The sequence below is a fragment of the Erwinia sp. 9145 genome, assembly GCF_000745075.1.
GTDB lineage: Bacteria > Pseudomonadota > Gammaproteobacteria > Enterobacterales > Enterobacteriaceae > Erwinia > Erwinia oleae.
In genome coordinates this window covers 1,931,912-1,953,809 of the sequence record NZ_JQNE01000001.1, presented here as the reverse complement: position 1 = coordinate 1,953,809, position 21,898 = coordinate 1,931,912, and the positions used below count along the sequence as shown (strand labels likewise).

At 56.5% G+C, this 21,898-nt stretch carries 22 protein-coding genes; 12 read left to right on the top strand and 10 right to left on the bottom strand.

Annotation, left to right across the window (positions count from 1 at the left end):
- Positions 1-318: 318 nt before the first annotated feature.
- Positions 319-417 (top strand): YoaK family small membrane protein, encoded by a 99-nt coding sequence (locus FA91_RS21000; RefSeq protein WP_152601393.1) that lies wholly within the window; start codon positions 319-321, stop codon positions 415-417.
- Positions 418-463: 46 nt separating this feature from the next.
- On the opposite strand, the gene sapF is transcribed toward FA91_RS21000, so the two are convergent.
- The 6 genes from sapF to pspF form a co-directional block, all read right to left on the bottom strand.
- The gene (gene sapF / locus FA91_RS09530) at positions 464-1,267 is read right to left on the bottom strand and encodes a putrescine export ABC transporter ATP-binding protein SapF (RefSeq protein WP_034915061.1); all 804 of its coding nucleotides are present in this window, start codon (positions 1,265-1,267) and stop codon (positions 464-466) included.
- Positions 1,267-2,259: a putrescine export ABC transporter ATP-binding protein SapD gene (gene sapD, locus FA91_RS09525; RefSeq protein ID WP_034915059.1), complete on the bottom strand. Its 993-nt coding sequence runs from the start codon at positions 2,257-2,259 to the stop codon at positions 1,267-1,269. Before sapD ends, sapF begins: the two co-directional genes overlap by 1 nt.
- Positions 2,260-3,150 (bottom strand): putrescine export ABC transporter permease SapC, encoded by an 891-nt coding sequence (gene sapC / locus FA91_RS09520; RefSeq protein WP_034915055.1) that lies wholly within the window; start codon positions 3,148-3,150, stop codon positions 2,260-2,262.
- Complete coding sequence (gene sapB / locus FA91_RS09515) at positions 3,137-4,102, bottom strand: putrescine export ABC transporter permease SapB (RefSeq protein WP_034915052.1); 966 nt, start codon at positions 4,100-4,102, stop codon at positions 3,137-3,139. The genes sapC and sapB overlap by 14 nt, the downstream gene beginning before the upstream one ends.
- Positions 4,096-5,727, bottom strand: a complete 1,632-nt coding sequence (sapA, locus tag FA91_RS09510; protein WP_034915049.1) for an ABC transporter substrate-binding protein SapA — start codon at positions 5,725-5,727, stop codon at positions 4,096-4,098. Before sapA ends, sapB begins: the two co-directional genes overlap by 7 nt.
- Before the next feature lie 275 nt (positions 5,728-6,002).
- Entirely contained in the window at positions 6,003-6,989 is a 987-nt protein-coding gene (gene pspF / locus FA91_RS09505) for a phage shock protein operon transcriptional activator (protein WP_034915047.1), read from the bottom strand.
- A 162-nt stretch (positions 6,990-7,151) separates the two neighbouring features.
- On the opposite strand from pspF, the gene pspA reads away from it, so the two are divergent.
- The 7 genes from pspA (at position 7,152) to tyrR (ending at position 12,880) form a co-directional block, all read left to right on the top strand.
- Positions 7,152-7,817 (top strand): phage shock protein PspA, encoded by a 666-nt coding sequence (gene pspA, locus FA91_RS09500; RefSeq protein WP_034915043.1) that lies wholly within the window; start codon positions 7,152-7,154, stop codon positions 7,815-7,817.
- Between the two features lie 35 nt (positions 7,818-7,852).
- Entirely contained in the window at positions 7,853-8,080 is a 228-nt protein-coding gene (pspB, locus tag FA91_RS09495) for an envelope stress response membrane protein PspB (protein ID WP_034915041.1), read from the top strand.
- A complete protein-coding gene (gene pspC, locus FA91_RS09490) occupies positions 8,077-8,442 on the top strand; it encodes an envelope stress response membrane protein PspC (protein ID WP_034915039.1) in 366 nt (121 codons plus the stop codon). The genes pspB and pspC overlap by 4 nt, the downstream gene beginning before the upstream one ends.
- Positions 8,443-8,493: 51 nt before the next feature.
- A complete protein-coding gene (pspD, locus tag FA91_RS09485; RefSeq protein ID WP_034915037.1) occupies positions 8,494-8,709 on the top strand; it encodes a phage shock protein PspD in 216 nt (71 codons plus the stop codon).
- 63 nt (positions 8,710-8,772) lie between these two features.
- A complete protein-coding gene (locus tag FA91_RS09480; protein ID WP_034915033.1) occupies positions 8,773-10,170 on the top strand; it encodes a YcjX family protein in 1,398 nt (465 codons plus the stop codon).
- Positions 10,167-11,213 carry a YcjF family protein gene (locus tag FA91_RS09475; RefSeq protein ID WP_034915030.1) on the top strand — a complete coding sequence of 349 codons (1,047 nt, stop codon included), beginning with the start codon at positions 10,167-10,169 and terminating at the stop codon, positions 11,211-11,213. Before FA91_RS09480 ends, FA91_RS09475 begins: the two co-directional genes overlap by 4 nt.
- An 89-nt stretch (positions 11,214-11,302) precedes the next feature.
- The gene (tyrR, locus tag FA91_RS09470) at positions 11,303-12,880 is read left to right on the top strand and encodes a transcriptional regulator TyrR (protein WP_034915028.1); all 1,578 of its coding nucleotides are present in this window, start codon (positions 11,303-11,305) and stop codon (positions 12,878-12,880) included.
- A 29-nt stretch (positions 12,881-12,909) separates the two neighbouring features.
- On the opposite strand, the gene tpx is transcribed toward tyrR, so the two are convergent.
- Positions 12,910-13,413: a thiol peroxidase gene (tpx, locus tag FA91_RS09465; protein ID WP_034915025.1), complete on the bottom strand. Its 504-nt coding sequence runs from the start codon at positions 13,411-13,413 to the stop codon at positions 12,910-12,912.
- Between the two features lie 158 nt (positions 13,414-13,571).
- Here tpx and ycjG point away from each other — a divergent pair, with 158 nt between their 5' ends.
- Positions 13,572-14,552 carry an L-Ala-D/L-Glu epimerase gene (gene ycjG, locus FA91_RS09460; RefSeq protein WP_034915022.1) on the top strand — a complete coding sequence of 327 codons (981 nt, stop codon included), beginning with the start codon at positions 13,572-13,574 and terminating at the stop codon, positions 14,550-14,552.
- Here ycjG and mpaA read toward each other — a convergent pair.
- Positions 14,527-15,234 carry a murein tripeptide amidase MpaA gene (gene mpaA / locus FA91_RS09455; protein WP_034915018.1) on the bottom strand — a complete coding sequence of 236 codons (708 nt, stop codon included), beginning with the start codon at positions 15,232-15,234 and terminating at the stop codon, positions 14,527-14,529. The genes ycjG and mpaA overlap by 26 nt on opposite strands.
- A 175-nt stretch (positions 15,235-15,409) precedes the next feature.
- On the opposite strand from mpaA, the gene FA91_RS09450 reads away from it, so the two are divergent.
- From FA91_RS09450 to FA91_RS09440, 3 genes are all read left to right on the top strand, one after another.
- Positions 15,410-17,023: a peptide ABC transporter substrate-binding protein gene (locus tag FA91_RS09450; protein WP_034915015.1), complete on the top strand. Its 1,614-nt coding sequence runs from the start codon at positions 15,410-15,412 to the stop codon at positions 17,021-17,023.
- A gap of 18 nt (positions 17,024-17,041) precedes the next feature.
- Positions 17,042-17,365 carry a hypothetical protein gene (locus tag FA91_RS09445; protein ID WP_034915011.1) on the top strand — a complete coding sequence of 108 codons (324 nt, stop codon included), beginning with the start codon at positions 17,042-17,044 and terminating at the stop codon, positions 17,363-17,365.
- A 146-nt stretch (positions 17,366-17,511) separates the two neighbouring features.
- On the top strand, positions 17,512-18,381 hold the full coding sequence (locus FA91_RS09440) for a PRD domain-containing protein (RefSeq protein ID WP_034915008.1): 870 nt from the start codon (positions 17,512-17,514) through the stop codon (positions 18,379-18,381).
- 44 nt (positions 18,382-18,425) lie between these two features.
- Here the strand turns inward: FA91_RS09440 and ascB are convergent, their stop codons facing one another.
- Complete coding sequence (gene ascB / locus FA91_RS09435) at positions 18,426-19,820, bottom strand: 6-phospho-beta-glucosidase (protein ID WP_034915005.1); 1,395 nt, start codon at positions 19,818-19,820, stop codon at positions 18,426-18,428.
- 19 nt (positions 19,821-19,839) lie between these two features.
- On the bottom strand, positions 19,840-21,705 hold the full coding sequence (gene bglF, locus FA91_RS09430; protein ID WP_034915002.1) for a PTS beta-glucoside transporter subunit IIABC: 1,866 nt from the start codon (positions 21,703-21,705) through the stop codon (positions 19,840-19,842).
- Positions 21,706-21,898: the final 193 nt, after the last annotated feature.

Below are 21,898 nucleotides of genomic sequence, written 5' to 3'. Positions count from 1 at the left end.
ATCCTGGCGCAACGCGGGAGATGAACCAAAGAATGAACGGTGCTAATCCATAACGGAAAGGTATATATGGGCAGCCAGGAAAAAAATGGCATCTGTGTAAAGGGCGTGCATAATGAGAACCGAAAAATCTGTTCGGGGCGGAGCGACAGCATATCGACATTCTCCCTGTTTGCGGTTCCGGGCATGTTTTATCTGTATCACAGGAAAAAGATAAGCACTATCTTGTGCCGTGATGTGTCCTGCTCGCGATGGGGTTCGTTAACGCCATTATGTGCCCGATCGTGAATTGAAAGCGTAAAATTGTAGGTTGGTGAGCCTGTGAAAATCGGATATCTGTTCCCCATCGTCATTGGGATAGCGGGCGTGGTGCTGCTGGTGTGGTTTGTGGCCAGCGGCGCATGGCGTCCAGGCGCGTAAAAAACGAATCACCTGTGTTCGCGGGCGATAATAAGAGTAAGGTGATTTAATATTTTCGCCACGCGTCCGCCGTGAGTGGCTCGCCAAAGTGACTGGTGATCAGCCGCTTAGTAAGATCGTGGAGCGGGCTGGCCAGTACGTCTGCGGTACTGCCGCGCTCAACCACTTCCCCCTGATGCATCACCAGTACCTGGTCACTGATGTGTTTCATCATGCCAAGGTGCTGCGTGACATAAATATAGGCAATGCCGTGTTTGTCCTGAAGTTCCAGCATCAGGTTCACCAACTGCGAGCGCATTGACATATCCAGCGACGCCAGCGCCTCATCGGCAATAATGACCTTTGGCTGGAGGATCAGCGCGCGCGCCAGTCCCACGCGCTGCTTTTGTCCTGGCGCCAGCATGTGTGGATAATACGCCGCGTGATCGCGCAGCAGTCCCACCTGACGCAGGGTGGCGATGATACGCTTCTCGCGCTCGTCAGCCGACAAATCGGTGTTAAGCCGCAGCGGAAAATCCAGGATCTGGCTGATGCGCTGGCGCGGATTGAGCGAGGTGGAGGGATCCTGAAAAATCATGCGAATGCGCTGGCTACGATAGCCGTAATCGCCATAGCTCAGCGGATGATCGTCAATAACAATTTCGCCGTCGCTGGGCGCGATCATGCCGCTCAGCATTTTCGCCAGCGTTGATTTTCCCGAGCCGTTTTCACCAATAATCGCCAGCGTCTGCCGCTCGCGCAGGGTAAAACTCACCGCTTTTACGGCCTCAACGTGCTGGCGACGAAACAGGCCGGTGCGGTAACGGTAGGTTTTAGAGAGATTACGCACCTCAAGCAGCGTGTCGCCCATTACTGGCTCTCCATATTAAGGGGGAAGTGGCAGGCAAACAGGTGGTTTTTCGCACCGCTCAGGCGTGGCGTGATGATGCAGGTTTTCTGCGCATACGGACAGCGCGGCCCTAAACGGCAGCCAATCGGCAGGTGCTCCAGCGAAGGGATTGCGCCGGGCAGCGTGTTGAGGCGGCTTTTGTGAGGCAGTGCGCGGCCAAAATCGGGCATCGCGCGGATCAGCGCCTGCGTGTAAGGATGGTGCGGCGTGGTAATCAACTCGTCACTGAACGCCGTTTCCATCGTCTGCCCGCAGTACATGACGTTAATACGATCCGCCCAGTGGCTGAGCATTTGCAAATCATGACTGATCAGCAAAATGGTGGTGTTATTGTTCTGATTGAGTTTGCTGAGCAGGCGAAAAATCTGCGCCTGCGTGGTTGGCTCCATCGCATTGGTCGGCTCGTCGGCGATCAGCAGGCGAGGCTGATTTGCCAGCGCAATGGCAATCATAACTTTCTGACATTCGCCGTCGGTCAGCTCGTAAGGATAGCTGTGCATAATGTCTTTATGATCTTTGATCCCGACGCGATGCAGCAGTTCAATGGCGCGCCGATGCCGCCAGCGAAAACGCTGATACCAGCGGCCTTTCCACGTCCAGCGCGGAATGGCCTGCATGATCTGACGACCAATGTTTTCTGAAGGATCAAGACACGACTGCGGCTCCTGAAATATCATCGACACGTTATGCCCGATCACTTTTCGTCTCTCGCGCGGCGAAAGGTGTAGCAGATCGATATCGTTAAAGCGCATACGATCGGCCGTCACCCGCCAGTTGTCGCGCGTCACGCCGCAAATCGCCTTGGCAATCAGGCTTTTTCCTGAACCGGATTCCCCCACCAGCCCGCGCACTTCACCTTCGCTCAGGGTAATACTGACGCGATCCACTGCCTTAACCGGGCCATCAGCGGTCATAAATTCAATAGTCAGATTGCGAATATCGAGCAGCGGCATTTATTCCACTCCTGAGACGATAGCCCGGCGGATGCCGTCGCCCAGCAGGTTAACGATCAGTACGCTGATCATAATCGCCGCGCCGGGCAGCATGACTGTCCAGGGCGCAACGTAAATCAGCTCCAGCGCATCGCCCAGCATTGCGCCCCATTCGGGTGAGGGAAGCTGCGCGCCGAGATCAAGGAAACCCAAAGCGGAAATATCCAGAATCGCCATCGACAGCGCCCGCGTGAATTCCGTCACCAGCAGCGCCAGAATGTTGGGGAAAATCGCATACCAGAGAATGTTCATGCTGCTGGCACCGTCGAGGCGTGCGGCAATCACGTAATCTTTTTCCAGTTCATCATGCACCGCAGTATAAATAGCGCGAACCAGTCGGGGAAGTATAGCCAGAAATACTGCCAGCAGCGCGTGCGACAGGCGTGGCCCGAGAAACGCCACCACGGTGATCGCCAGCAGCAGTGAAGGAATAGAGAGCAGCGTGTCCAGCACGTGATTCAGCACCGCCGAGCGCAGGCCGCGCGTCAGACCGGCGACCACGCCCAGCACCATGGCGCACAGGGCGGCAAACACCGTGACCAGTATCGCCGAACCGACGGTGGGCGCCGCGCCGCTCAATAAACGGCTGAGCAGATCGCGCCCCAGATCGTCAGTGCCAAGAAAGAAAGAGACATCGCCATAGTGCGACCAGGAGGGCGGCAGGAGTTGATAGCCGAGAAACTGCTGATCGAGGCCGTAAGGGGCGAGCAGCGAACCAAAGACGCACAGCAGCAGCAGCGCGCCAAAGGTATACAGGCCCACCATCGCAAGAGTATCGCGATAGAACAGTCGCCAGGTGTGGCGCAACGGGCTGGGAAGCCGCTTCTCGTCGTAAACGTTATCTGAGGGCATACCATTCCTTATGCTTCAGCGGGTTGGCGAGCGCGCCCAGAATATCGGCCAGAACGTTAACGGTGATCACCAGGCCGCCCACCATCATTACGCCTGCGGAGATCGCCGCGTAGTCCTGCTGGCGGATGGCATCCACCAGCCAGCGGCCCAGACCCGGCCAGCTGAACACCACTTCAGTGATCATCGCCAGCGTCAGCATGGTGGAGAATTGCAGCCCCAAACGCGGAATGACCGGCGGCAGGGCGTTATGCAGCACATGGCGGCGAATCACGGTAAACAGCGACAGCCCGCGCGTGGCGGCCGCTTTGATATAGTTCTGATCCATCACGTCATGCGTGCTGATGCGCAACAGCCGCACGATTTCCGTCGTCGGTGCGACCGCCAGCGCGGTGACCGGCAGGATCAGGTGGCGGAGGGTGCTGATCACCATCTCATTTCGCCAGGGCGTCGGACTGAGCCAGGCGTCAATCAGCGCAAATCCGGTGATGTTTTCTACCGGATAAAGCAGATCGACGCGCCCGGAAACCGGCAGCCAGCCGAGGTTCAGCGAAAACCAGAGGGTAAAAAGCAGCGCCAGCCAGAACACCGGCAGCGAAAAACCCAGCAGGGCAAAGGCGCTGATCGCTTTATCCTGCCAGCGGTTATACAGCACGCCAGCGGTAATACCAAGCGGGATGCCCGCCGCCAGCGCCAGCACAAACGCCATGATGCACAGTTCCAGCGTCGCCGGAAAAACCTCCCGCAGCTGGGGGCCAATGGGTTCGCCGTTGATGGTTGAAACGCCAAAATCGAGCTGAAAAAGCCCTTTATACCAAAATATAAAGGCATCAACGGGCGAGGCGCCCATCAGCGGCGCATGTGGGGTGAAATAGCTCAGGCAGAAGCCGACCAAAGTTAACAGAAACAGCGTAACCAGCCACAGAACCAGCCGACGCAGGGTATAAATCACCATGACGACTTCTCTCCGCTTTTATCACGATGCACGCCGGCAAACGAGGCATTGCCGAACGGACTCAGCACCAGCCCCTGAATATCCGCGCGATAGGCCTGGAGCCGCAGCGACCAGGCCAGCGGCAGCACGGGCAACGACTGCGCCAGCATCGCCTGTGCCTGGCCGTAATACTCAATACGCGATGCCAGCTGCTGTGAGCGCAGCGCTTTTTGCAGCACCTCATCTAATTCGCCGTCACACCAGTGAGCATAGTTGGTTTGCGATCGGATTGCCGCACAGCTCAGCAGCGGTCGGAAGAAGCTGTCGGGATCGTTGCTGTCGGTTGCCCAGCCGGTCAGGGTCAAATCGTGACTCATCTCCATCAGGCGGGCTTCCTGGAAGCGTCCTTCCACAGGAATGATGGTGACGGCAACGCCAATCTGCGCCAGATCCGCCTGAATCAGTTCGGCGGTTTTCAGCGGGCTGGGGTTCCACGCCTGCGAGGCGGAAGGTACCCACAAAGTCAGGTGCAGATTCTGCACGCCGAGCGCCTTCAACTGCGCTCGCGCCTTATCGGGATTGTATTCCGTTACCTGCGCGCTGGTGTCGAAGGCCCACGACGCGCGCGGCAGGATCGACGCGGCAGTTTCGGCGGTGCCGTAAAAGATGGATTCCATCAGCCGTTCATTGTTGATCGCCAGCGACAGCGCCTGACGAACGTCGGTGCGATCTAACGGCGGCTTGCGCGTGTTAAACGCCAGATAGGCGATATTCATGCCGGGACGGAGCGTCAGACGCAGGCGCGGATCGTCGCGCAGCACGGAAATCTGGCTGGCAGCCGGATAGGCCAGCACGTCGCACTCGCCGGTCAACAGTTTCGATAACCGCCCGGTGCCGCCTGCGCCCATGTCGATGACCACCTGCGACATACGCGGCAGACCTTTCCAGTAGGTCGGATTGCGCGCGAGGCGAATATACTGGCCGGTACGGTATCGGCTGAGCATAAACGGCCCGGTGCCGACCGGCTGTCTGTCAAGCTGCTCCTGACGATCTTCTGCGGTCAGCTTATCGGCATATTCGGCGGAAAGCACCGGCGCGTAGTGTGTGGCCAGGTGCCAGAGAAAAGAGGCGTCGGGCCGGGTCAGGCGGATCTCAACGGTGTATTTGTCGAGCTTTCTGACGCTGTGCACCGCATCGGCAAACTGAAGGCTGTCAAAGTAGGGATAGCTGCCGCCGTTAACGTTATGCCAGGCCGACTGACGATCAAACACGCGCCGGAAGCTGAATACCACGTCGTCGGCATTCATCCTGCGTTGAGGTGAAAACCACGCCGTTTTCTGAAAAGTCACGTCTTTACGCAGGTGAAAACGGTAGGTGGCGCCGTTATCGAGCACATCCCAACTGGCGGCCAGTTCAGGCACCAGGCGATAGGTATAGGGATCCACATCCAACAGACGATCGTAAAGCTGCGCCGCCAGCGTATCCACCACCAGTCCGCCGCTGACCATTTGCGGGTTAAAGGTGGTCACGGTGCCATTGACGCAGTAAACGAAGCCGGTCTGGCGAATATCGCCAGGCGTGGCAGACCAGGCGGTGCCGGAGAGCAGACCCACTGCGAAGAGAAGGGCGGAGAAAAGTGTGCGCATAAGTCATCTGAAATAACAGGCAATAAGCAGAGTGTATCGTACTCTCGGTTATCGCCCAAAGTTTGCAGCAGTAAGTGATGCTTTTTCGCGCGCACCGGTTTGAATACGCCTTATCTTGCTGTGGAAATGAGAAAAATTCTCAACAAAACGCTTTACAGATGATAGTGAGAATGATTACTATTCATGTGCGCTTCGACGGTGGCTCTACCGAAGAAGAGCACGACATTGCTCACATTGCTTCCAGTATTATTTAGCCCGCCCTGTGCGGGCTTTTTTTATTCGCCTGTTTTGTCAGGCTGCACGCCATGCTTTTTCATCATTGCGCGTAGCTGATGATAGGTAACGCCAAGCAGCGTTGCCGCGCGGCGCTGGTTGAAAAAGGCCTGTTCAAGCGCGCATGCCAACAACTCTTTTTCCTGTTGCTGCTGCCAGCCGCGCAGATCGACAGGCAGCGTGGGCAAGGAAGCGGGCGGGGCAACCACCGGCGCAGCGGGCTGAAAAGGATTGATGATCACCTTATCCAGCGCCTGCTCGATGTTACCGTGACGATAAACCGAGCGCTCGACAACGTTTTTCAGTTCGCGGATGTTACCGGGCCAGTCATAAGCCAGCAGCGTTTGCTGCGCCGCCGACGTAAAACCGGGAAAAAGCGGCATTCCCAGTTCGCGACACATCTGAATAGCGAAGTGCTGCGCCATCAGCATGATATCGCTGCGTCGTTCGCGCAGCGGCGGCAGTTGCACAACGTCAAAGGCCAGCCTGTCGAGCAGATCCGCACGAAATTTATTTTGCCGGGCGAGCAGCGGGAGATCGTCGTTGGTGGCACACACCAGGCGGACGCTGACCTGAAGCGGCCGACTGCCGCCCACGCGCTCCAGATGGCCGTACTCAATCACCCGCAGCAGTTTTTCCTGTACCAGCATCGGCGCGGTCGCCAGCTCATCGAGAAACAGCGTGCCGCCATCAGCACGCTCGAAGCGCCCAAGGTGCCGTTTTTGCGCACCGGTAAACGCGCCTGCTTCATGCCCGAACAGCTCCGAGTCCAGCAGGTTTTCATTCAGCGCCGCGCAGTTGAGGGAGATAAACGGCCCCTGCCAGCGATCGGAGAGATAGTGCAGGCGGCTGGCAATCAGCTCTTTACCCGTGCCGCGTTCGCCCAGTACCAGTACCGGTTTATTGAGCGGCGCCAGCCTGGAAACCTGCTCAAGCACTTCAAGAAAGTTTTCAGACTCGCCGAGCAGCGTATCATTAAAATCATTCATTAATTTCACCAAATGTTAGTGATTTTCACTACTTTAGTCGCGATTCAATCGGCTGTAAAGCAGGCGGGGCGTTACAAATCAACGAGATAAAAACTGGCACGGCTTTTGAATACTCCTTGTAGCGCATCGCGCACTTTAATCAGACCAATGAGGAACATTGCTATGGGTATTTTTTCTCGCTTCGCCGACATCGTGAACGCCAACATCAATTCGCTGCTGGAAAAAGCGGAGGATCCGCAGAAACTGGTTCGCCTGATGATTCAGGAAATGGAAGACACGCTGGTTGAGGTTCGTTCGACATCTGCCCGCGCGCTGGCAGAGAAGAAACAGCTTCTGCGCCGCATCGATCAGGCGGAAACCCAGCAGGCGGAATGGCAGGAAAAAGCCGAACTGGCGCTGCGTAAAGACAAAGACGATCTGGCGCGCGCCGCGCTGATTGAAAAACAGAAACTGACCGATTTGATCGCCACCCTCTCCCGCGAGTCAGAGCAGGTTGAAGAGACGCTGGTGCGCATGAAAGGCGAAATCGGTGAACTGGAGAAGAAACTCAGCGAAACGCGTGCGCGTCAGCAGGCGCTTACGCTGCGTCATCAGGCCGCATCGTCTTCACGTGATGTTCGTCGCCAGCTCGACAGCGGTAAAATCGACGAGGCCATGGCGCGTTTCGAATCGTTTGAACGCCGCATCGATCATATGGAAGCTGAAGCGGAAAGCCAGCGCTTTGGTAAAAAACCAGGGCTGGATGAGCAGTTCGCCGACCTGAAGGCCGACGACGAAATCAGCGAGCAGCTCGCCGCATTGAAAGTCAAAATGAACCGCAGCGAGTAAGCGTAGCCGTCAGACTGTTATTTCAAGGAGTGTGAATGAGCGCATTATTTCTGGCTATCCCTTTAACGATATTCGTGCTGTTTGTGGCGCCGGTGTGGCTGTGGCTGCACTACAGCAACCGGCAGAACGGCGCGGCAGAGCTGTCGCAAAACGAGCTTCAGCGGCTTGAACAGTTGACGCAGGATGCAAAACGCATGCGTGAACGCATTCACGCGCTGGAAGAGATCCTCAACGCAGAGCATCCAAACTGGAGACAGCCATGAAAACCATTACGTATAAAGGAAAGAGGCTTTACCGCGATCCGGCGCGCGGCAAGGTAAAGGGCGTCTGTGCCGGGGTGGCTGAATTTCTGGACATCCCGGTTCGTCTGGTGCGGGTTATCGTTATCCTGTCGATGATTTTTGGGTTATTTATGTTCACGCTGATCGCCTATTTCGCGCTGGCGTTTGTACTGAACGAGAAGCCATATGGTCTGGACAGTCAGACGCAGCGCAGGCCAACGGCGCATGAGCTGTTGGACCGGCTCAGCGCGGAACTCAACGGCGGCGAAATGCCGTTACGTGACATGGAGCGTTATGTCACTTCGGAAACGTTTAGCGTCCGCAGCCGTTTCCGCCAGCTCTGATCCTGTTCGCTGGCCCGTTTTGCGGGCCTCTACGTATTAACGGAGAACGCTATGCGTCACTGGCATACAGTAAAACGTCACGCCGGACCTGCATTAAAAACGGCAGGCAGGCTGGCGCTCACCGGCGCAATGACTTACGGCCCGGCGGGGGCAGCCGGCTGGGCGGTGAAATCGGTAGCCCGCCGTCCGTTGAAAATCTTTCTTGCCTGGGCGCTGGAACCGCTGCTGCGTCGCGCGCTGAAGGGTCTTTTCCGCAATAAGTTGTAAAAGATCGCCTGATGCTTTGCTACGCTTAGCGCACGAAAAGGACTGTTATTATAAAGAGGTGCCGTGATACGACTTCAAAATGAATTGCTGTCGCTGATGAATCGCGGCGCAGATCGCCACCTGCGCCTGGCGGTAACCGGATTAAGCCGCAGCGGAAAAACGGCCTTTATCACGTCTCTGGTCAATCAACTGCTCAACGTCAACGCCGACGCGCGCCTGCCGATGTTCTCTGCCGCGCGCGATGGTCGGCTGCTGGGCGTCAAGCGCGTGCCGCAGCGTGATATGGGCATTTCGCGCTTTACCTACGATGAAGGTCTCGCGCAGCTGTACGGTACGCCGCCCGCCTGGCCGACGCCAACCCGCGGCGTCAGTGAAATGCGCCTGGCGCTGCGCTACCGCTCACGCGAATCGCTGTTTCGTCATTTTAAAGACGCCTCCACGCTCTACCTCGAAATTGTTGATTACCCTGGCGAATGGCTGCTGGATCTGCCGATGCTGGCGCAAGACTACCTGAGCTGGTCACGTCAGATGACCGGCCTGATGCAGGGCGATCGCGCTGCATGGTCGGCGCGTTGGCGTACCTTGTGTGACGGGCTCGATCCGCTGGCGCCCGCCGATGAAAACCGCCTGGCGGAGATTGCGTCTGCCTGGACCGACTACCTGTTGCAGTGCAAGCGCGAAGGGCTGCACTTTATTCAACCGGGCCGCTTCGTGCTGCCGGGCGAAATGGCCGGCGCGCCCGCGCTGCAATTTTTCCCGTGGCCTGACGTTGACGCCATCGGCGAATCAAAACTGATGCAGGCCGACGGCAACAGCAATATCGCTATGCTGAAAGCGCGCTATCACTACTACTGCCAGCACGTGGTAAAAGGTTTTTACAAAGAGCATTTTTTACGTTTCGATCGTCAAATCGTGCTGGTGGACTGCCTGCAACCGCTGAACAGCGGGCCGCAGGCGTTTAACGATATGCGCCTGGCGCTGACGCAGCTGATGCAGAGTTTCTCCTACGGGCAGCGCACGCTGTTTCGCCGCCTGTTCTCGCCGGTGATCGATAAACTGCTGTTCGCCGCCACGAAGGCCGACCATATTACGGCAGATCAGCACGCAAACCTGGTGTCGCTGCTTCAGCAACTGGTGCAGGATGCCTGGCAGAACGCCGCCTTTGAAGGCATCAGTATGGACTGCCTTGGGCTGGCGTCGGTGCAGGCGACCGAAAGCGGACTGGTCGATCATCAGGGCGAAAAAATGCTGGCGCTGCGCGGCCATCGTCTTGCCGACAATCAGCCGCTGACCGTCTATCCGGGCGATGTGCCGCCGCGCCTGCCCGGTAACGCGTTCTGGCAGCAGCAGGGCTTCCATTTTGAACAGTTTCGCCCACGACAGTCAGAGGTGGATCGCCCGCTGCCGCATATCCGGCTCGATTCCGCGCTGGAATTTTTACTGGGAGACAAGCTGCGATGAATGGACCTGTTAAACCACGTATTGATTTTGCTCAGCCGCTTGAGGAAGAGAAACCCATCCTGTTGCGAACGGCGCGGGCCTTCAGTGAAGAAGAGACGGCGTTTATCGTGCAGGACCCGCGCCAGGAGCCTGAAGAAGAGGGCGCTGGCGAGCGGGCGGTTGAGGCGGCGTTGCGCCCCAAACGGAGCCTGTGGCGAAAAATGGTCAAAGCCGGACTGGCGGTGCTGGGCGTCAGCGTGGCGGCGCAGGGCGTGCAGTGGGCGCACAACGCCTGGCTCAGCCATGACTGGATAGCGCTTGGCGGCTGCGTTGCCGGCGGCCTGATTGTGTTTGCCGGCGCCGGATCGCTGGTCGCAGAGTGGCGGCGTCTGTGGCGTTTGCGTGAGCGCGCGGAAGAACGCGATGTCGCCCGCGAGCTGCTGCACAGCCACGGCATGGGCCGGGGCCGCCCGTTCTGCGAAAAGCTGGCGCGGCAGGCGGGCCTTGAACAGGGACACCCGGCGCTTCAGCGCTGGTATGCTTCCGTTCATGAATCCCACAGCGATCGCGAAACCGTTGCGCTCTATGCGCAACTGGTGCAACCGGTGTTGGACAGCCAGGCACGACGTGAAATTGGCCGCAGCGCTGCGGAATCCACGCTGATGATCGCGGTCAGCCCGCTGGCGCTGGTCGATATGGCGTTCATCGCCTGGCGCAATCTGCGGCTGGTCAATCGTATTGCAACGATTTATGGCATCGAACTGGGCTACTTCAGCCGTATTCGCCTGTTCCGTCTGGTGCTGCTGAATATCGCGTTTGCCGGGGCGTCCGAACTGGTACGCGAAGTGGGAATGGACTGGATGTCGCAGGATCTGGCAGCGCGTTTTTCCGCACGCGCCGCGCAGGGCATTGGCGCAGGCTTGCTCACCGCACGGCTGGGCATCAAAACCATGGAGCTGTGCCGCCCGCTGCCCTGGCTTGAGAACGACAAACCCAGACTGGGTGATTTTCGCCGCGAGTTAATCACTCAGTTAAAAGAAACCATGCAAAAACGTCATGGATAGGTGTCAACTTTTCATGCCAGACCACTTCTGACGCCTGCGCCAATAGAGTATCATCAGCGTTACGCCAGTAACTGATTAAGGTGATATGCATGCGTCTGGAAGTGTTTTGTCAGGATCGTTTAGGGCTCGCCCGCGAACTTCTTGATTTACTTGTTGAACGAAGTATCGATCTGCGCGGTATTGAGATCGCGCCGCCGCGCTGTATTTACCTTAATTTCACCCCCGTCAGCTTTGACTCTTTCAGCCAGTTAATGGCTGAGATCCGACGTATACCTGGCGTTACAGATGTCAAAACGGTGGCGTTTCTCCCCTCCGAACGTGAACATCGCGCCCTCAGCGCGCTGCTGGTGGCGATGCCAGAACCGGTTTTCTCTGTGGATATGAAAAGTAAAATCGAGCTGGCTAATCCTGCGGCGCAGGCGCTGTTTGCGCTCAATGAAGAGAAAATACGCAGCGCAGGCGCGGGTTCGCTGATCCCCGGGTTTAACTTTCAGCGCTGGCTGGAGAGCGAAAAACTGGAGCCGCAGGCGCATCGTGTTGTGCTTCAGGGGCGCGACTTTCTGATGGAGATCACCCCCATCTATGCGGCGGAAGCGGAGAGCGCGGCAGGCGCGGTGGTGATGCTTAAATCGACCGCACGCATGGGCCAACAGCTTCAGACGCTGACGGTGAACGACGACAGCGAATTTCAGCATATCGTGGCGGTGAACGTTAAAATGCGTCAGGTGATTGAGCAGGCGCGCAAGCTGGCCATGCTGGACGCGCCGCTGCTGATTATCGGTGATACCGGTACGGGTAAAGATATGCTCGCCAGAGCCTGCCATCTGCGCAGCGCGCGCGGCAAAAAGCCTTTTCTGGCGCTCAACTGCGCCTCGCTGCCGGATGACGTGGCGGAAAGCGAGCTTTTCGGACACGCGGCGGGCGCTTATCCCAACGCGCTTGAAGGGAAAAAAGGCTTCTTTGAGCAGGCCAACGGCGGTTCGGTGCTGTTGGACGAAATTGGCGAAATGTCGCCGCGGATGCAGACCAAACTGCTGCGTTTCCTGAACGACGGTACCTTTCGTCGGGTGGGAGAAGAGCATGAGGTGCACGTTGACGTCCGGGTGATTTGCGCCACGCAGAAGAACCTGACGGAACTGGTGCAGCGCGGCGAGTTTCGTGAAGATCTCTTCTATCGGCTGAACGTATTGACCCTCAATCTGCCGCCGCTGCGCGATCGTCAGCAGGATCTGGCGGCGCTGACCGACATGTTCGTGGCGCGCTTTGCTGATGAGCAGGGGATTGCGCGGCCGGTTATTGCACCGCAGCTTAACGCCTTTCTGGCGCGCTACACCTGGCCCGGCAATGTGCGCCAGCTTAAAAACGTGCTTTATCGCGCGCTGACGCAGTTAGAGGGCCACGAACTGCGACCGCAGGATATTATTCTGCCGGAATTCACGCTGGAGGTGCCGCTGGGCGAAGAGGTGATGGAAGGTTCGCTGGATGAGATCACCAGCCGCTTTGAGCGATCGGTCCTGTCGCGCCTTTATCTCTCATATCCCAGCACGCGCAAACTGGCGAAGCGCCTCGGGGTTTCCCATACCGCAATCGCTAACAAGCTGCGCGAGTACGGGCTGAGCCAGAAGCGAGGTGAAAGCGATGAGACGCCGTCCGGGACAGAGAAATAAGGCCAGCCGATGACCGGCCTTTTATCCTGCTATTTCAGCGACGCAAGCGCCGCTTCATAATCCGGCTCGGTGGTGATTTCTGCCACCAACTGGCTGTAAAGCACCGTGTCATGCTCATCCAGCACCACCACGGCGCGCGCCGCGAGGCCTTTCAGCGGACCGTCATCCAGCGCGACGCCGTAATCACGTTTGAAATCGCTGCCGCGCAGGGTGGAGAGCGTAATCACATTGTTTAAGCCATCCGTGCCGCAAAAGCGAGACTGCGCAAATGGCAGATCCGACGAAATGCACAGTACGACGGCGTTATCCAGTTCGCTGGCAAGCTGATTGAATTTGCGCACTGACGCGGCGCATACGCCGGTATCAATACTGGGGAAAATGTTCAGTACTTTACGCTTGCCGCTGTAATTTGAGAGGGAGACCTCCGAGAGATCTTTCGCCACCAGCGTAAAGGGTTTAGCAAGCTGGCCCGGCGTCGGCAGATCGCCCGCAACGGCGATCGGATTGCCCTGGAAATGAACGGTCTGAGACATAATCTTTCCTTTTTAAGCATGATTAACCCAGCACTGAGTGTAAGCCACCCTGGCCGCTGCCCACAAAAAACATTCTGGCACGGATGAATTACCCAAAACCGTCAGAAATGGCTATGTTGTCTGAGTGGCTTTTCCCCGTCGTGAAAAAGGACTCGTTAATGAGAGCAGTAAAGGTATACCCGGAAGCCTGGCCGCTGCATAAGCCTTTTGTGATTGCACGCGGTGCCCGCAGTGAAGCGGGCGTAGTGGTGGTTGAACTGGAAGAAGACGGCGTAAAAAGCGTGGGCGAATGCACGCCATATCCACGTTATAACGAGACGGAAGCCTCTGTGCTGGCACAGATCGCGTCGCTGCTGACCTCGCTTGAGCAGGGAATGACCCGTGAGGCGCTGCAACAGGCGCTGCCGGCTGGCGCGGCACGTAACGCAATTGATTCTGCGCTGTGGGATCTGGAAGCAAAAAAAAGCGGCAGCAGCCTGTGGCAGCTTACCGGTGTCTCAATGCCGAACGAGATCGTGATGACGCAGACGGTCAGTATCGACACCCCGGAAATGATGGCCAGTACCGCGCTGGCGTTGTGGCAGAACGGCGCGACGCTGCTCAAGATCAAAATGGACGACTCGCTGATCACCGAGCGGCTGATGGCGGTACGCACTGCGGTGCCGGACGCGACGCTGATCGTCGACGCCAATGAGTCCTGGCAGAGCGAAGGGCTTGCCGCCCGATGTCAGCTTCTCGCCGATCTCGGCATCGTCATGCTGGAGCAGCCGTTGCCCGCAGACGATGACGCGATGCTGGAAAACTTCATTCACCCTTTACCGATTTGCGCCGATGAGAGTTGCCACACGCGTGAAAGCCTGCCCGCGTTGAAGGGACGTTATGAAATGGTCAATATCAAGCTGGATAAAACCGGCGGGCTGACCGAGGCGCTGGCGCTCGCTCAGGCAGCGAGAACCGCGGGCTTTCAGGTGATGCTGGGCTGTATGCTCTGCACGTCACGCGCCATTAACGCCGTGCTGCCGCTGGCGCCGCGGGCGCGCTTTGTCGATCTGGACGGCCCCACCTGGCTGGCGGCAGACGTTGACCCGTCGCTGCCGTTTAGCTGCGGGCGCATCACGCTTGCCAGCCAAGCAAATTAACCATCGCCGTCAGGTATTTTTCCGTGGCGGCATCGGCAGAGATCGGCGGCAACTCTGCGGTGATCACCGACAGGTTGAGATCGGCACACCAGCTGCCAAACGAACCCGGCGTGGCATAGCCCACGCTGGTTACCAGCGGCAGCGCCATCTCGTTTGCCAGCCACTGGCCGAGCGGGCTGGTGTGCGGATCTTCTATGCAGGCCAGCGGCTCATGAAAGGTGACGATCCAGGCGGGGGTGAGCTGATGAATAAGCTTGCACAGCGCCCGGGTTTCCGGCTCTGACGCCGCACAATCGCCGGTCGACAGCAACACATCCCGCGCATCCGCTACGCTGTTCCAGCGATAAACGGTGTCACCTTTCTGCCAGTTTGCCGCCGGAAAGTTGCGGTTCAGATCGACGCCGTTCGCATTGGCTCGCAGACCCAGCTGGCAGCCGTCCGGGTTGACGGCCAGCACCACGTGATGACGACGGTGTGCGTCGTTCAGGGTGCGCATTGCGCAGGAAAGTGTCACTACGGCGGCGGTCTCATCGCCGTGCGTACCCGCCAGAATCAGCCCGCTCTGCGCATCGGCGGCAGGCGCCGGAAACCACAGCAGCGGCGCGCCGAGTACCGACGCGCCGTAGCGCTGGTTCTCTGCGTTCAGGGCGCCGCGCTGCGTGCGGGGATGTATCTGCGACATGTTATTGACTCCCGAATGTTTTTTTAAAACTAGCGCAAAACTGCGGCTAACAAAAGCCGGCGCATCTCCACTCTTTTCGTATAAAGCATCAACAGCAATGGAAAAGGCTATTTGCCGCTTAACAATTTGCGTTAAAGTGCTGTCAATCGCATATTCTCATCTGAAAGGTGCTCCGATGAAGATCGCCCGTTTCACCCTGGCCGCCGTTGCGCTGGCTGTTACGTCGTCCCTTTTTGCCGCCGACGTTCCCCCCGGCACAGTGCTGGCAGATCGCCAGGAAATTGTTCGCCATATCAAAGACGAACCCGCTACGCTTGATCCTGCCCGCGCCGTCGGCCTGCCGGAAATTCAGGTGATCCGCGATCTGTTTGAAGGGCTGACCAGCCAGGACGCGAAAGGCAATATCGTGCCTGGTGTCGCCACGCAGTGGCAGACGACGGATAACAAAACCTGGATTTTTACGCTGCGCAAAGATGCACGCTGGTCAAACGGTGAACCGGTCACCGCGAACGATTTCGTTTATAGCTGGCGACGTCTTGTTGATCCAAAAACCGGTTCCACCTTTGCCTGGTTTGCCGGTCTTGCGGGCATACAGAATGCGGAAGCCATCGCCAAAGGCGAAAAGACAACCGGGGAGTTGGGCGTTGTTGCGCTGGATAAATACCGGCTGAAGGTGACGCTCGACAAGCCGGTGCCGTATTTTGTCAGCCTTACCGCTAACTTCTGCCTGTATCCGGTGCCGCAAAAAGTCATTGAGAGCACGGGTGCCGACTGGACACAACCCGGCAGCCTGGTGGGTAACGGCGCTTATCAGCTTCAGGCTCGCGTGGTGAATGAAAAACTGGTGCTGGTGCGTAATGACAATTACTGGGACAACGCCCACACGGTTATCAGCAAAGTCACTTTCCTGCCGATCAATGAAGAGTCGAGCGCCACCAAACGCTATCGCGCAAATGATATTGATATCACCGAATCCTTCCCGAAAAATATGTATGCCCTGCTGAAAAAGCAGATCCCGAATGAGGTGTATACGCCTGATCAGCTCGGTACCTACTATTACGCTTTTAACACCCAAAAAGGCCCGACCGCCGATGTGCGCGTGCGGCAGGCGCTGTCGCTGAGTATCGATCGCAAAATTATTGCTGAGAAAGTGTTAGGGACGGGCGAAAAGCCAGCCTGGCACTTCACGCCAGACGTCACAGCCGGATTCCATCCGAAGAAAAGTATCTTAGAACAGCATACGCAGGCCGAACTTAACGAGCAGGCGAAAGCGCTGCTGGCTGCGGCCGGATACAGCCCCGCGCACCCTCTGGCGTTAACGCTGCTGTATAACACCTCAGAAAATCACCAGAAAATTGCGATTGCGGTGGCCTCAATGTGGAAGAAAAATCTGGGCGTGAGCGTGAAGCTGCAAAATCAGGAGTGGAAAACTTATATCGACAGCCGCAACAGCGGCAACTTTGATGTGATCCGCGCCTCATGGGTGGGGGACTATAATGAACCGTCAACTTTCCTCAGCCTGTTAACCGCCGGACACAGCGGCAATATTGCTAAGTTTTCCAGCCCTGAATACGATGCACTCTTAGACAAAGCCAGCCGTGAAACGAAGCCTGCCGTGCGCAATGATGACTACAACCGTGCAGAGCAGATTATTGCCGAGCGCGCGCCGATTGCACCCATTTATCAGTATACCAACGGGCGCCTGATTAAACCGTGGGTGAAAGGCTACCCGGTGACTAACCCGGAAGACGTTGCCTACAGTCGCGAGCTCTATATTCTTAAACACTAATCCAGGCGCATAAAATAAATGAACAGAGCTTGCTTACTGATAACGGCGGTGATAGTGCTTTCAGGCTGTGCATTAAAGCGCTACCCGGATTCACCGCCTGTTACTGATGTACAGGCTACGATATGGGACTGTGACAACGTCACTGAACGTATTGCCGCCCAGCAGCGTGTACAATCAAAAATTGATAAAACGGGCGAATTCGACAGCCTGACGGTGCTGGGGTTTTTGGGAGACTTCGGCATCGGTAACGGTGTGGTAAAAAACAGGGCGCAGAAGGCCGCCGATCGCCGGATGGCCCGGTTAAAGACGTTACAGACGGTGAAATGCCCACCGGGTCGCTGATGCAGAGAAGTGAAAGCCGGAGAAGCTTCACATTTCTGTCGTGAGAAGCTTGATGTCAAAAGGCAATGAACTATTGTAGCGAAAAGGATTGTGACCGTTTGTGCGGGCAAGACCTGACTTACTCGGATCGGGTTGCAGGCAGGGATATGAAAATACGCAAGGTACTGAATAATAACGTCGCGGTCGTATGCGATGCGCAGGGAAAAGAGCAGGTCGTGATGGGCCGCGGGCTGGCTTTTCAAAAGCGCGCGGGAGACAGAATTGATAGCAGCTCAGTCGAAAAGGTGTTCACGCTGCAAAATCCACAGCTTACCGGACAGCTTGGTGAATTACTCGGTACCATTCGTCCGGAAGTTTTGGCAGCCAGCGAATGCATTATCGCTATGGCAAAGCAGACACTGCAAGCCAGCCTGCATGAAAGCGTTATTATTGCGCTGACCGATCATCTCAACTTCGCCATATATCGTTATGAGCATCATCTTCCGTTACACACCGTGCTGAAATGGGAGATTGAAAACCTCTATCCTCAGGAGTTTGCGCTTGGCACGAGGGCGCTTGATATTATTCACCAGCGGTTAGCTATCCGGCTGGCAGAAGATGAAGCGAGCTTTATTGCGCTACATCTGGTTAATGCCCAACTGCATGCGGAAATGCCTGAAGTTATGCATATCACGCTGTTCATGCAGCAAATTCTCGATATCGTTAAATACACGCTTCACATCACCTGGCGTACCGACGCGCTCAGCTACAACCGGTTTGTTACCCATCTCAAATTTTTCGCTCAGCGAATGTTAGGGAAGCAGGGCGTGACCAGCGATGATGAATCGCTGCACGATGTGGTTTCCCAACGCTATCCTCAGGCCTATCGCTGCGTTGAAAAAATTGATCGCCACGTCCAAAAAAACTGGCACTACGCTTTGGGTAAAGAAGAGCGGATGTTTTTAACCATTCATGTTGAAAGGGTCAGGCGCGAAATGCTGGTAGCCGATGAGCTGTCAGCAGAATTCAAACGCTGACGGGCTGAATGAAACAAGGGGCAGCGAGTGCCCCTTTAAAACATTTATTCCAGAGAAGTACCGTGCGAGCGGATAACCTCCTGATACCAGGTGAAGCTTTTCTTGCGCTTGCGCTCCAGCGTACCGTTGCCATTATCATCGCGATCAACGTATATAAAGCCATAACGCTTCGACATTTCCGCTTTCGAGGCGCTTACCAGATCGATGGGGCCCCAACTGGTATATCCCCAGATCTCCACGCCATCTTCAATGGCTTCGCGAACCTGCACCAGATGGTCGTTCAGATAGGCGATGCGATAGTCATCATTGATTGAACCGTCGGCCTCCTGCTTATCGCGCGCGCCCAGACCATTTTCGACAATGAAAAGCGGTTTTTCGTAGCGATCGTATAGCTGGTTCATCAGTACGCGCAGGCCAAGCGGATCGATTTGCCATCCCCACTCCGAGGCGGGCAGATGAGGGTTGGGCACCATGCTTAGAATGTTTCCGCGCGTTCGTTTATCCAGTTCCTTATCGGCTGTAACGCAGCCGGTCATGTAGTAGCTGAAGGAGATGTAGTCGATGGTTTCACGCAGCTCGCATTTGTCCTGCTCGGTTATCTCCAGCGTGATGTCGTTTTCCCGGAAGAATCGCTTCATGTAGGCTGGATAGTGTCCGCGTGCCTGCACATCGCCGAAAAAGAGCCATTCACGGTTTTTTTGCATCGCTTCCAGCACGTCGGCCGGTTGGCAACTCAGCGGATAGAGCAGTCCGCCAAGTAGCATATTGCCGATTTTTCCTTCTGGTACAATTTCATGACAGGCTTTCACCACGCGCGCGCTGGCTACCAGCTGATGATGGATCGCCTGATAGATAGCCTGTTTACCGCTCCCTTCCGACAGGCCGACGCCGGTGAACGGTGCGTGCAGTGACATATTGATTTCATTGAAGGTTAGCCAGTATTTCACCCGGTCTTTATAACGCTCAAATACCGTGCGCGCGTAGCGTTCAAAGAATTCTATGGTTTTCCGGTTTCCCCAGCCGCCATAGTTTTCGACCAACCCAAAAGGCATCTCATAGTGAGAAAGCGTAACCATCGGCGCAATGTTATATTTTTCCATTTCGCTGAAAAGCCGATCGTAAAAGGCCAGCCCGGCCTCGTTAGGTTTGGCGTCATCGCCTGCGGGAAAGATACGCGACCAGGCAATTGAGATGCGCAGTACGGTAAAGCCCATTTCAGCAAATAATTTAATATCTTCAGGATAGCGGTGGTAAAAATCGATCGCCACGTCCCGAATGCTAAAGTCATCCTGACGCCACGCCACGCGGGGCGCCATGATGCCCGACGGCTGTAAATCGGCAGTCGACAGGCCTTTCCCGTCGGCCTGCCAGGCTCCCTCAACCTGATTGGCAGCCACTGCGCCGCCCCATAAAAAACCTTCTGGAAAACGTTTAGTCATGGCTCTCTCCTTGTGCTGGTTAAATAAACAGACTTAACAACGGCATTTGTTCCCTGACCTGTTCCTGCGACGTTGCAGGCAGTACGTCAAGGTAGTCTTCGCTGTTGCTGATAATGACGGGGGTGGTGAGGTCATATCCGGCGGCGTCTATCGCTGCCATATCAAACTCAATCAGCACGTCGCCCACGCTGACGGCCTCTCCCTGACTGACATGTGCGGTAAAGTGTTTGCCGCCGAGCTTTACGGTATCCAGGCCGATATGAATAAGTATCTCCATGCCGTTGTCCGCCTTGAGGCCGATAGCATGGCCGGTATGAAACAGCGAAGCGACTGTGCCGTTGACCGGCGAGACGATGCGCCCGCAGCAAGGGACAACACCGATACCTCTGCCCAGCAGCCCGCTGGCAAAGCTTTCATCGGGAACGTTTTCCAGCGGAATGACGCGCCCCTCAAGCGGGCTCAGCAGACTTTGAAAGGCGCGGCTGTGTGGTAAAGGCGGCGTCGGTTTTTCCTGCTCCGCAGGCGAGGCGGGCAGGCCAAATAGCGATGTGCTGAGCGCGGCAAAAACCAGCGCGAAGAGCGAACCGCAGATGACTGCGATAACGGTTGAGTCAATGCCGGTGTTCGGCACGGACTGAAAGATTGTGAAGATGCTGGCCAGTCCAAACGAATAGCATTTGGCCTGATAAAAACCGATCAGTCCGGCGCCAAGTGCGCCGCCGAGACAGCCAAATATAAACGGGCGACGGCGCGGCAGCGTGATGCCGTAAACCGCTGGTTCAGTAATGCCAAACAGGCTGGCGGTAAACGATGAGGCGGCCAGACCTTTGAGCTTAAGGTCGCGGGTGCGCAGCATGACGCCAAGCGTTGCGCCGGCCTGACCCATTACCGCCGCCAGCAACAGCGGTGGGATCGTATCAAAGCCATAGACGCTGAGATTATTGATCATTACCGGCACCAGTCCCCAGTGTAAACCAAAAATCACGCAGACCTGCCAGAGCCCGCCAATCACCATACCGGCAAAAAGCGGGCTTAAGCCGTAAACCCACAGATAGCCATCCGCCAGCTTCAGGCTCAGCGAGGTGGCCACCGGGCCAATCGCTAAAAAGGTCAGGGGAATAACGACCACCAGACAGATCAACGGTGTCGTGAAATTGCGAATGGCGGAAGGCAGGCGATGATGGATAGTGCGTTCAATAAAGCACGAGAGCCAGGCGGCCAGGATCACCGGAATAACCGACGACGCATAATTGATCAGCACCACCGGTATACCGAGGAAGCGCAGAGATTCTCCACCGTTTTGCGTCTGCTGCCAGGCATCAAACATTATCGGATGCACCAGCGCCGCGCCAATGGCGAGTGTGGTAAACGGGTTTCCGCCGAATTTCTTACCGGCGCAGTAGCCCAGTATCAGCGGTAAAAAATAGAACAGGGCGTCGCTGGCGACAAACAGCATTCTGTAGCTGCCGCTTTTGTCATCGGTGATCCCAATAACCACCGCCAGCGCGAGCAGGCCTTTAAGTATGCCGGAAGCGGTCATTACGCCAAGGAAGGGCATGAAAATGCCGGATACAATATCGATAAATCTGGCGACAATGCCTTGTTTCCCGACGGGTTCGCTTGCTGTTGCGTCGTCGCCAATTTTGCCCAGCTGTTGAATGGCCTGGCAGACTTCACCCACATGATTACCGATTACAACCTGATACTGCCCGCCGCTCTCAACGACTGTAATAATATCGGCATGATTTTTCAGTTCCGGCGAGTTCGCCTGCGTGGCGTCTTTTAAGCGAAACCGCAGACGGGTGGCGCAGTGCATCAGTGAGAGCACGTTGTCCCGACCTCCGACCCCCTGCAAAATGTCTTGCGCTAGCTGTTGGTATTTCATTGTATTCGCTCCTGAATAGCGTTTCCCTGACGAAGTGCAGACCAAAAAAAAACCTAAACCGCTTACTCTCTTCACCGTGGCGAGAAGGTAAGCGGTTTAGGTTTTGCCTGTCTGTACAGTAACAATCCTGACGCGCAGGGCTGATATTTCCTTAGTCAGACGGTGAACACAAGCGATAAAAGCGTACTGCCAA

Bases quoted from the DNA above. Each gene is read 5' to 3' on its own strand.
- sapF (WP_034915061.1), bottom strand. From the start codon at position 1,267: ATGGGCGACACGCTGCTTGAGGTGCGTAATCTCTCTAAAACCTACCGT.
- sapD (WP_034915059.1), bottom strand. From the start codon at position 2,259: ATGCCGCTGCTCGATATTCGCAATCTGACTATTGAATTTATGACCGCT.
- sapC (WP_034915055.1), bottom strand. From the start codon at position 3,150: ATGCCCTCAGATAACGTTTACGACGAGAAGCGGCTTCCCAGCCCGTTG.
- sapB (WP_034915052.1), bottom strand. From the start codon at position 4,102: ATGGTGATTTATACCCTGCGTCGGCTGGTTCTGTGGCTGGTTACGCTG.
- sapA (WP_034915049.1), bottom strand. From the start codon at position 5,727: ATGCGCACACTTTTCTCCGCCCTTCTCTTCGCAGTGGGTCTGCTCTCC.
- pspF (WP_034915047.1), bottom strand. From the start codon at position 6,989: ATGAATGATTTTAATGATACGCTGCTCGGCGAGTCTGAAAACTTTCTT.
- pspA (WP_034915043.1), top strand. From the start codon at position 7,152: ATGGGTATTTTTTCTCGCTTCGCCGACATCGTGAACGCCAACATCAAT.
- pspB (WP_034915041.1), top strand. From the start codon at position 7,853: ATGAGCGCATTATTTCTGGCTATCCCTTTAACGATATTCGTGCTGTTT.
- pspC (WP_034915039.1), top strand. From the start codon at position 8,077: ATGAAAACCATTACGTATAAAGGAAAGAGGCTTTACCGCGATCCGGCG.
- pspD (WP_034915037.1), top strand. From the start codon at position 8,494: ATGCGTCACTGGCATACAGTAAAACGTCACGCCGGACCTGCATTAAAA.
- FA91_RS09475 (WP_034915030.1), top strand. From the start codon at position 10,167: ATGAATGGACCTGTTAAACCACGTATTGATTTTGCTCAGCCGCTTGAG.
- tyrR (WP_034915028.1), top strand. From the start codon at position 11,303: ATGCGTCTGGAAGTGTTTTGTCAGGATCGTTTAGGGCTCGCCCGCGAA.
- tpx (WP_034915025.1), bottom strand. From the start codon at position 13,413: ATGTCTCAGACCGTTCATTTCCAGGGCAATCCGATCGCCGTTGCGGGC.
- ycjG (WP_034915022.1), top strand. From the start codon at position 13,572: ATGAGAGCAGTAAAGGTATACCCGGAAGCCTGGCCGCTGCATAAGCCT.
- mpaA (WP_034915018.1), bottom strand. From the start codon at position 15,234: ATGTCGCAGATACATCCCCGCACGCAGCGCGGCGCCCTGAACGCAGAG.
- FA91_RS09450 (WP_034915015.1), top strand. From the start codon at position 15,410: ATGAAGATCGCCCGTTTCACCCTGGCCGCCGTTGCGCTGGCTGTTACG.
- FA91_RS09445 (WP_034915011.1), top strand. From the start codon at position 17,042: ATGAACAGAGCTTGCTTACTGATAACGGCGGTGATAGTGCTTTCAGGC.
- FA91_RS09440 (WP_034915008.1), top strand. From the start codon at position 17,512: ATGAAAATACGCAAGGTACTGAATAATAACGTCGCGGTCGTATGCGAT.
- ascB (WP_034915005.1), bottom strand. From the start codon at position 19,820: ATGACTAAACGTTTTCCAGAAGGTTTTTTATGGGGCGGCGCAGTGGCT.
- bglF (WP_034915002.1), bottom strand. From the start codon at position 21,705: ATGAAATACCAACAGCTAGCGCAAGACATTTTGCAGGGGGTCGGAGGT.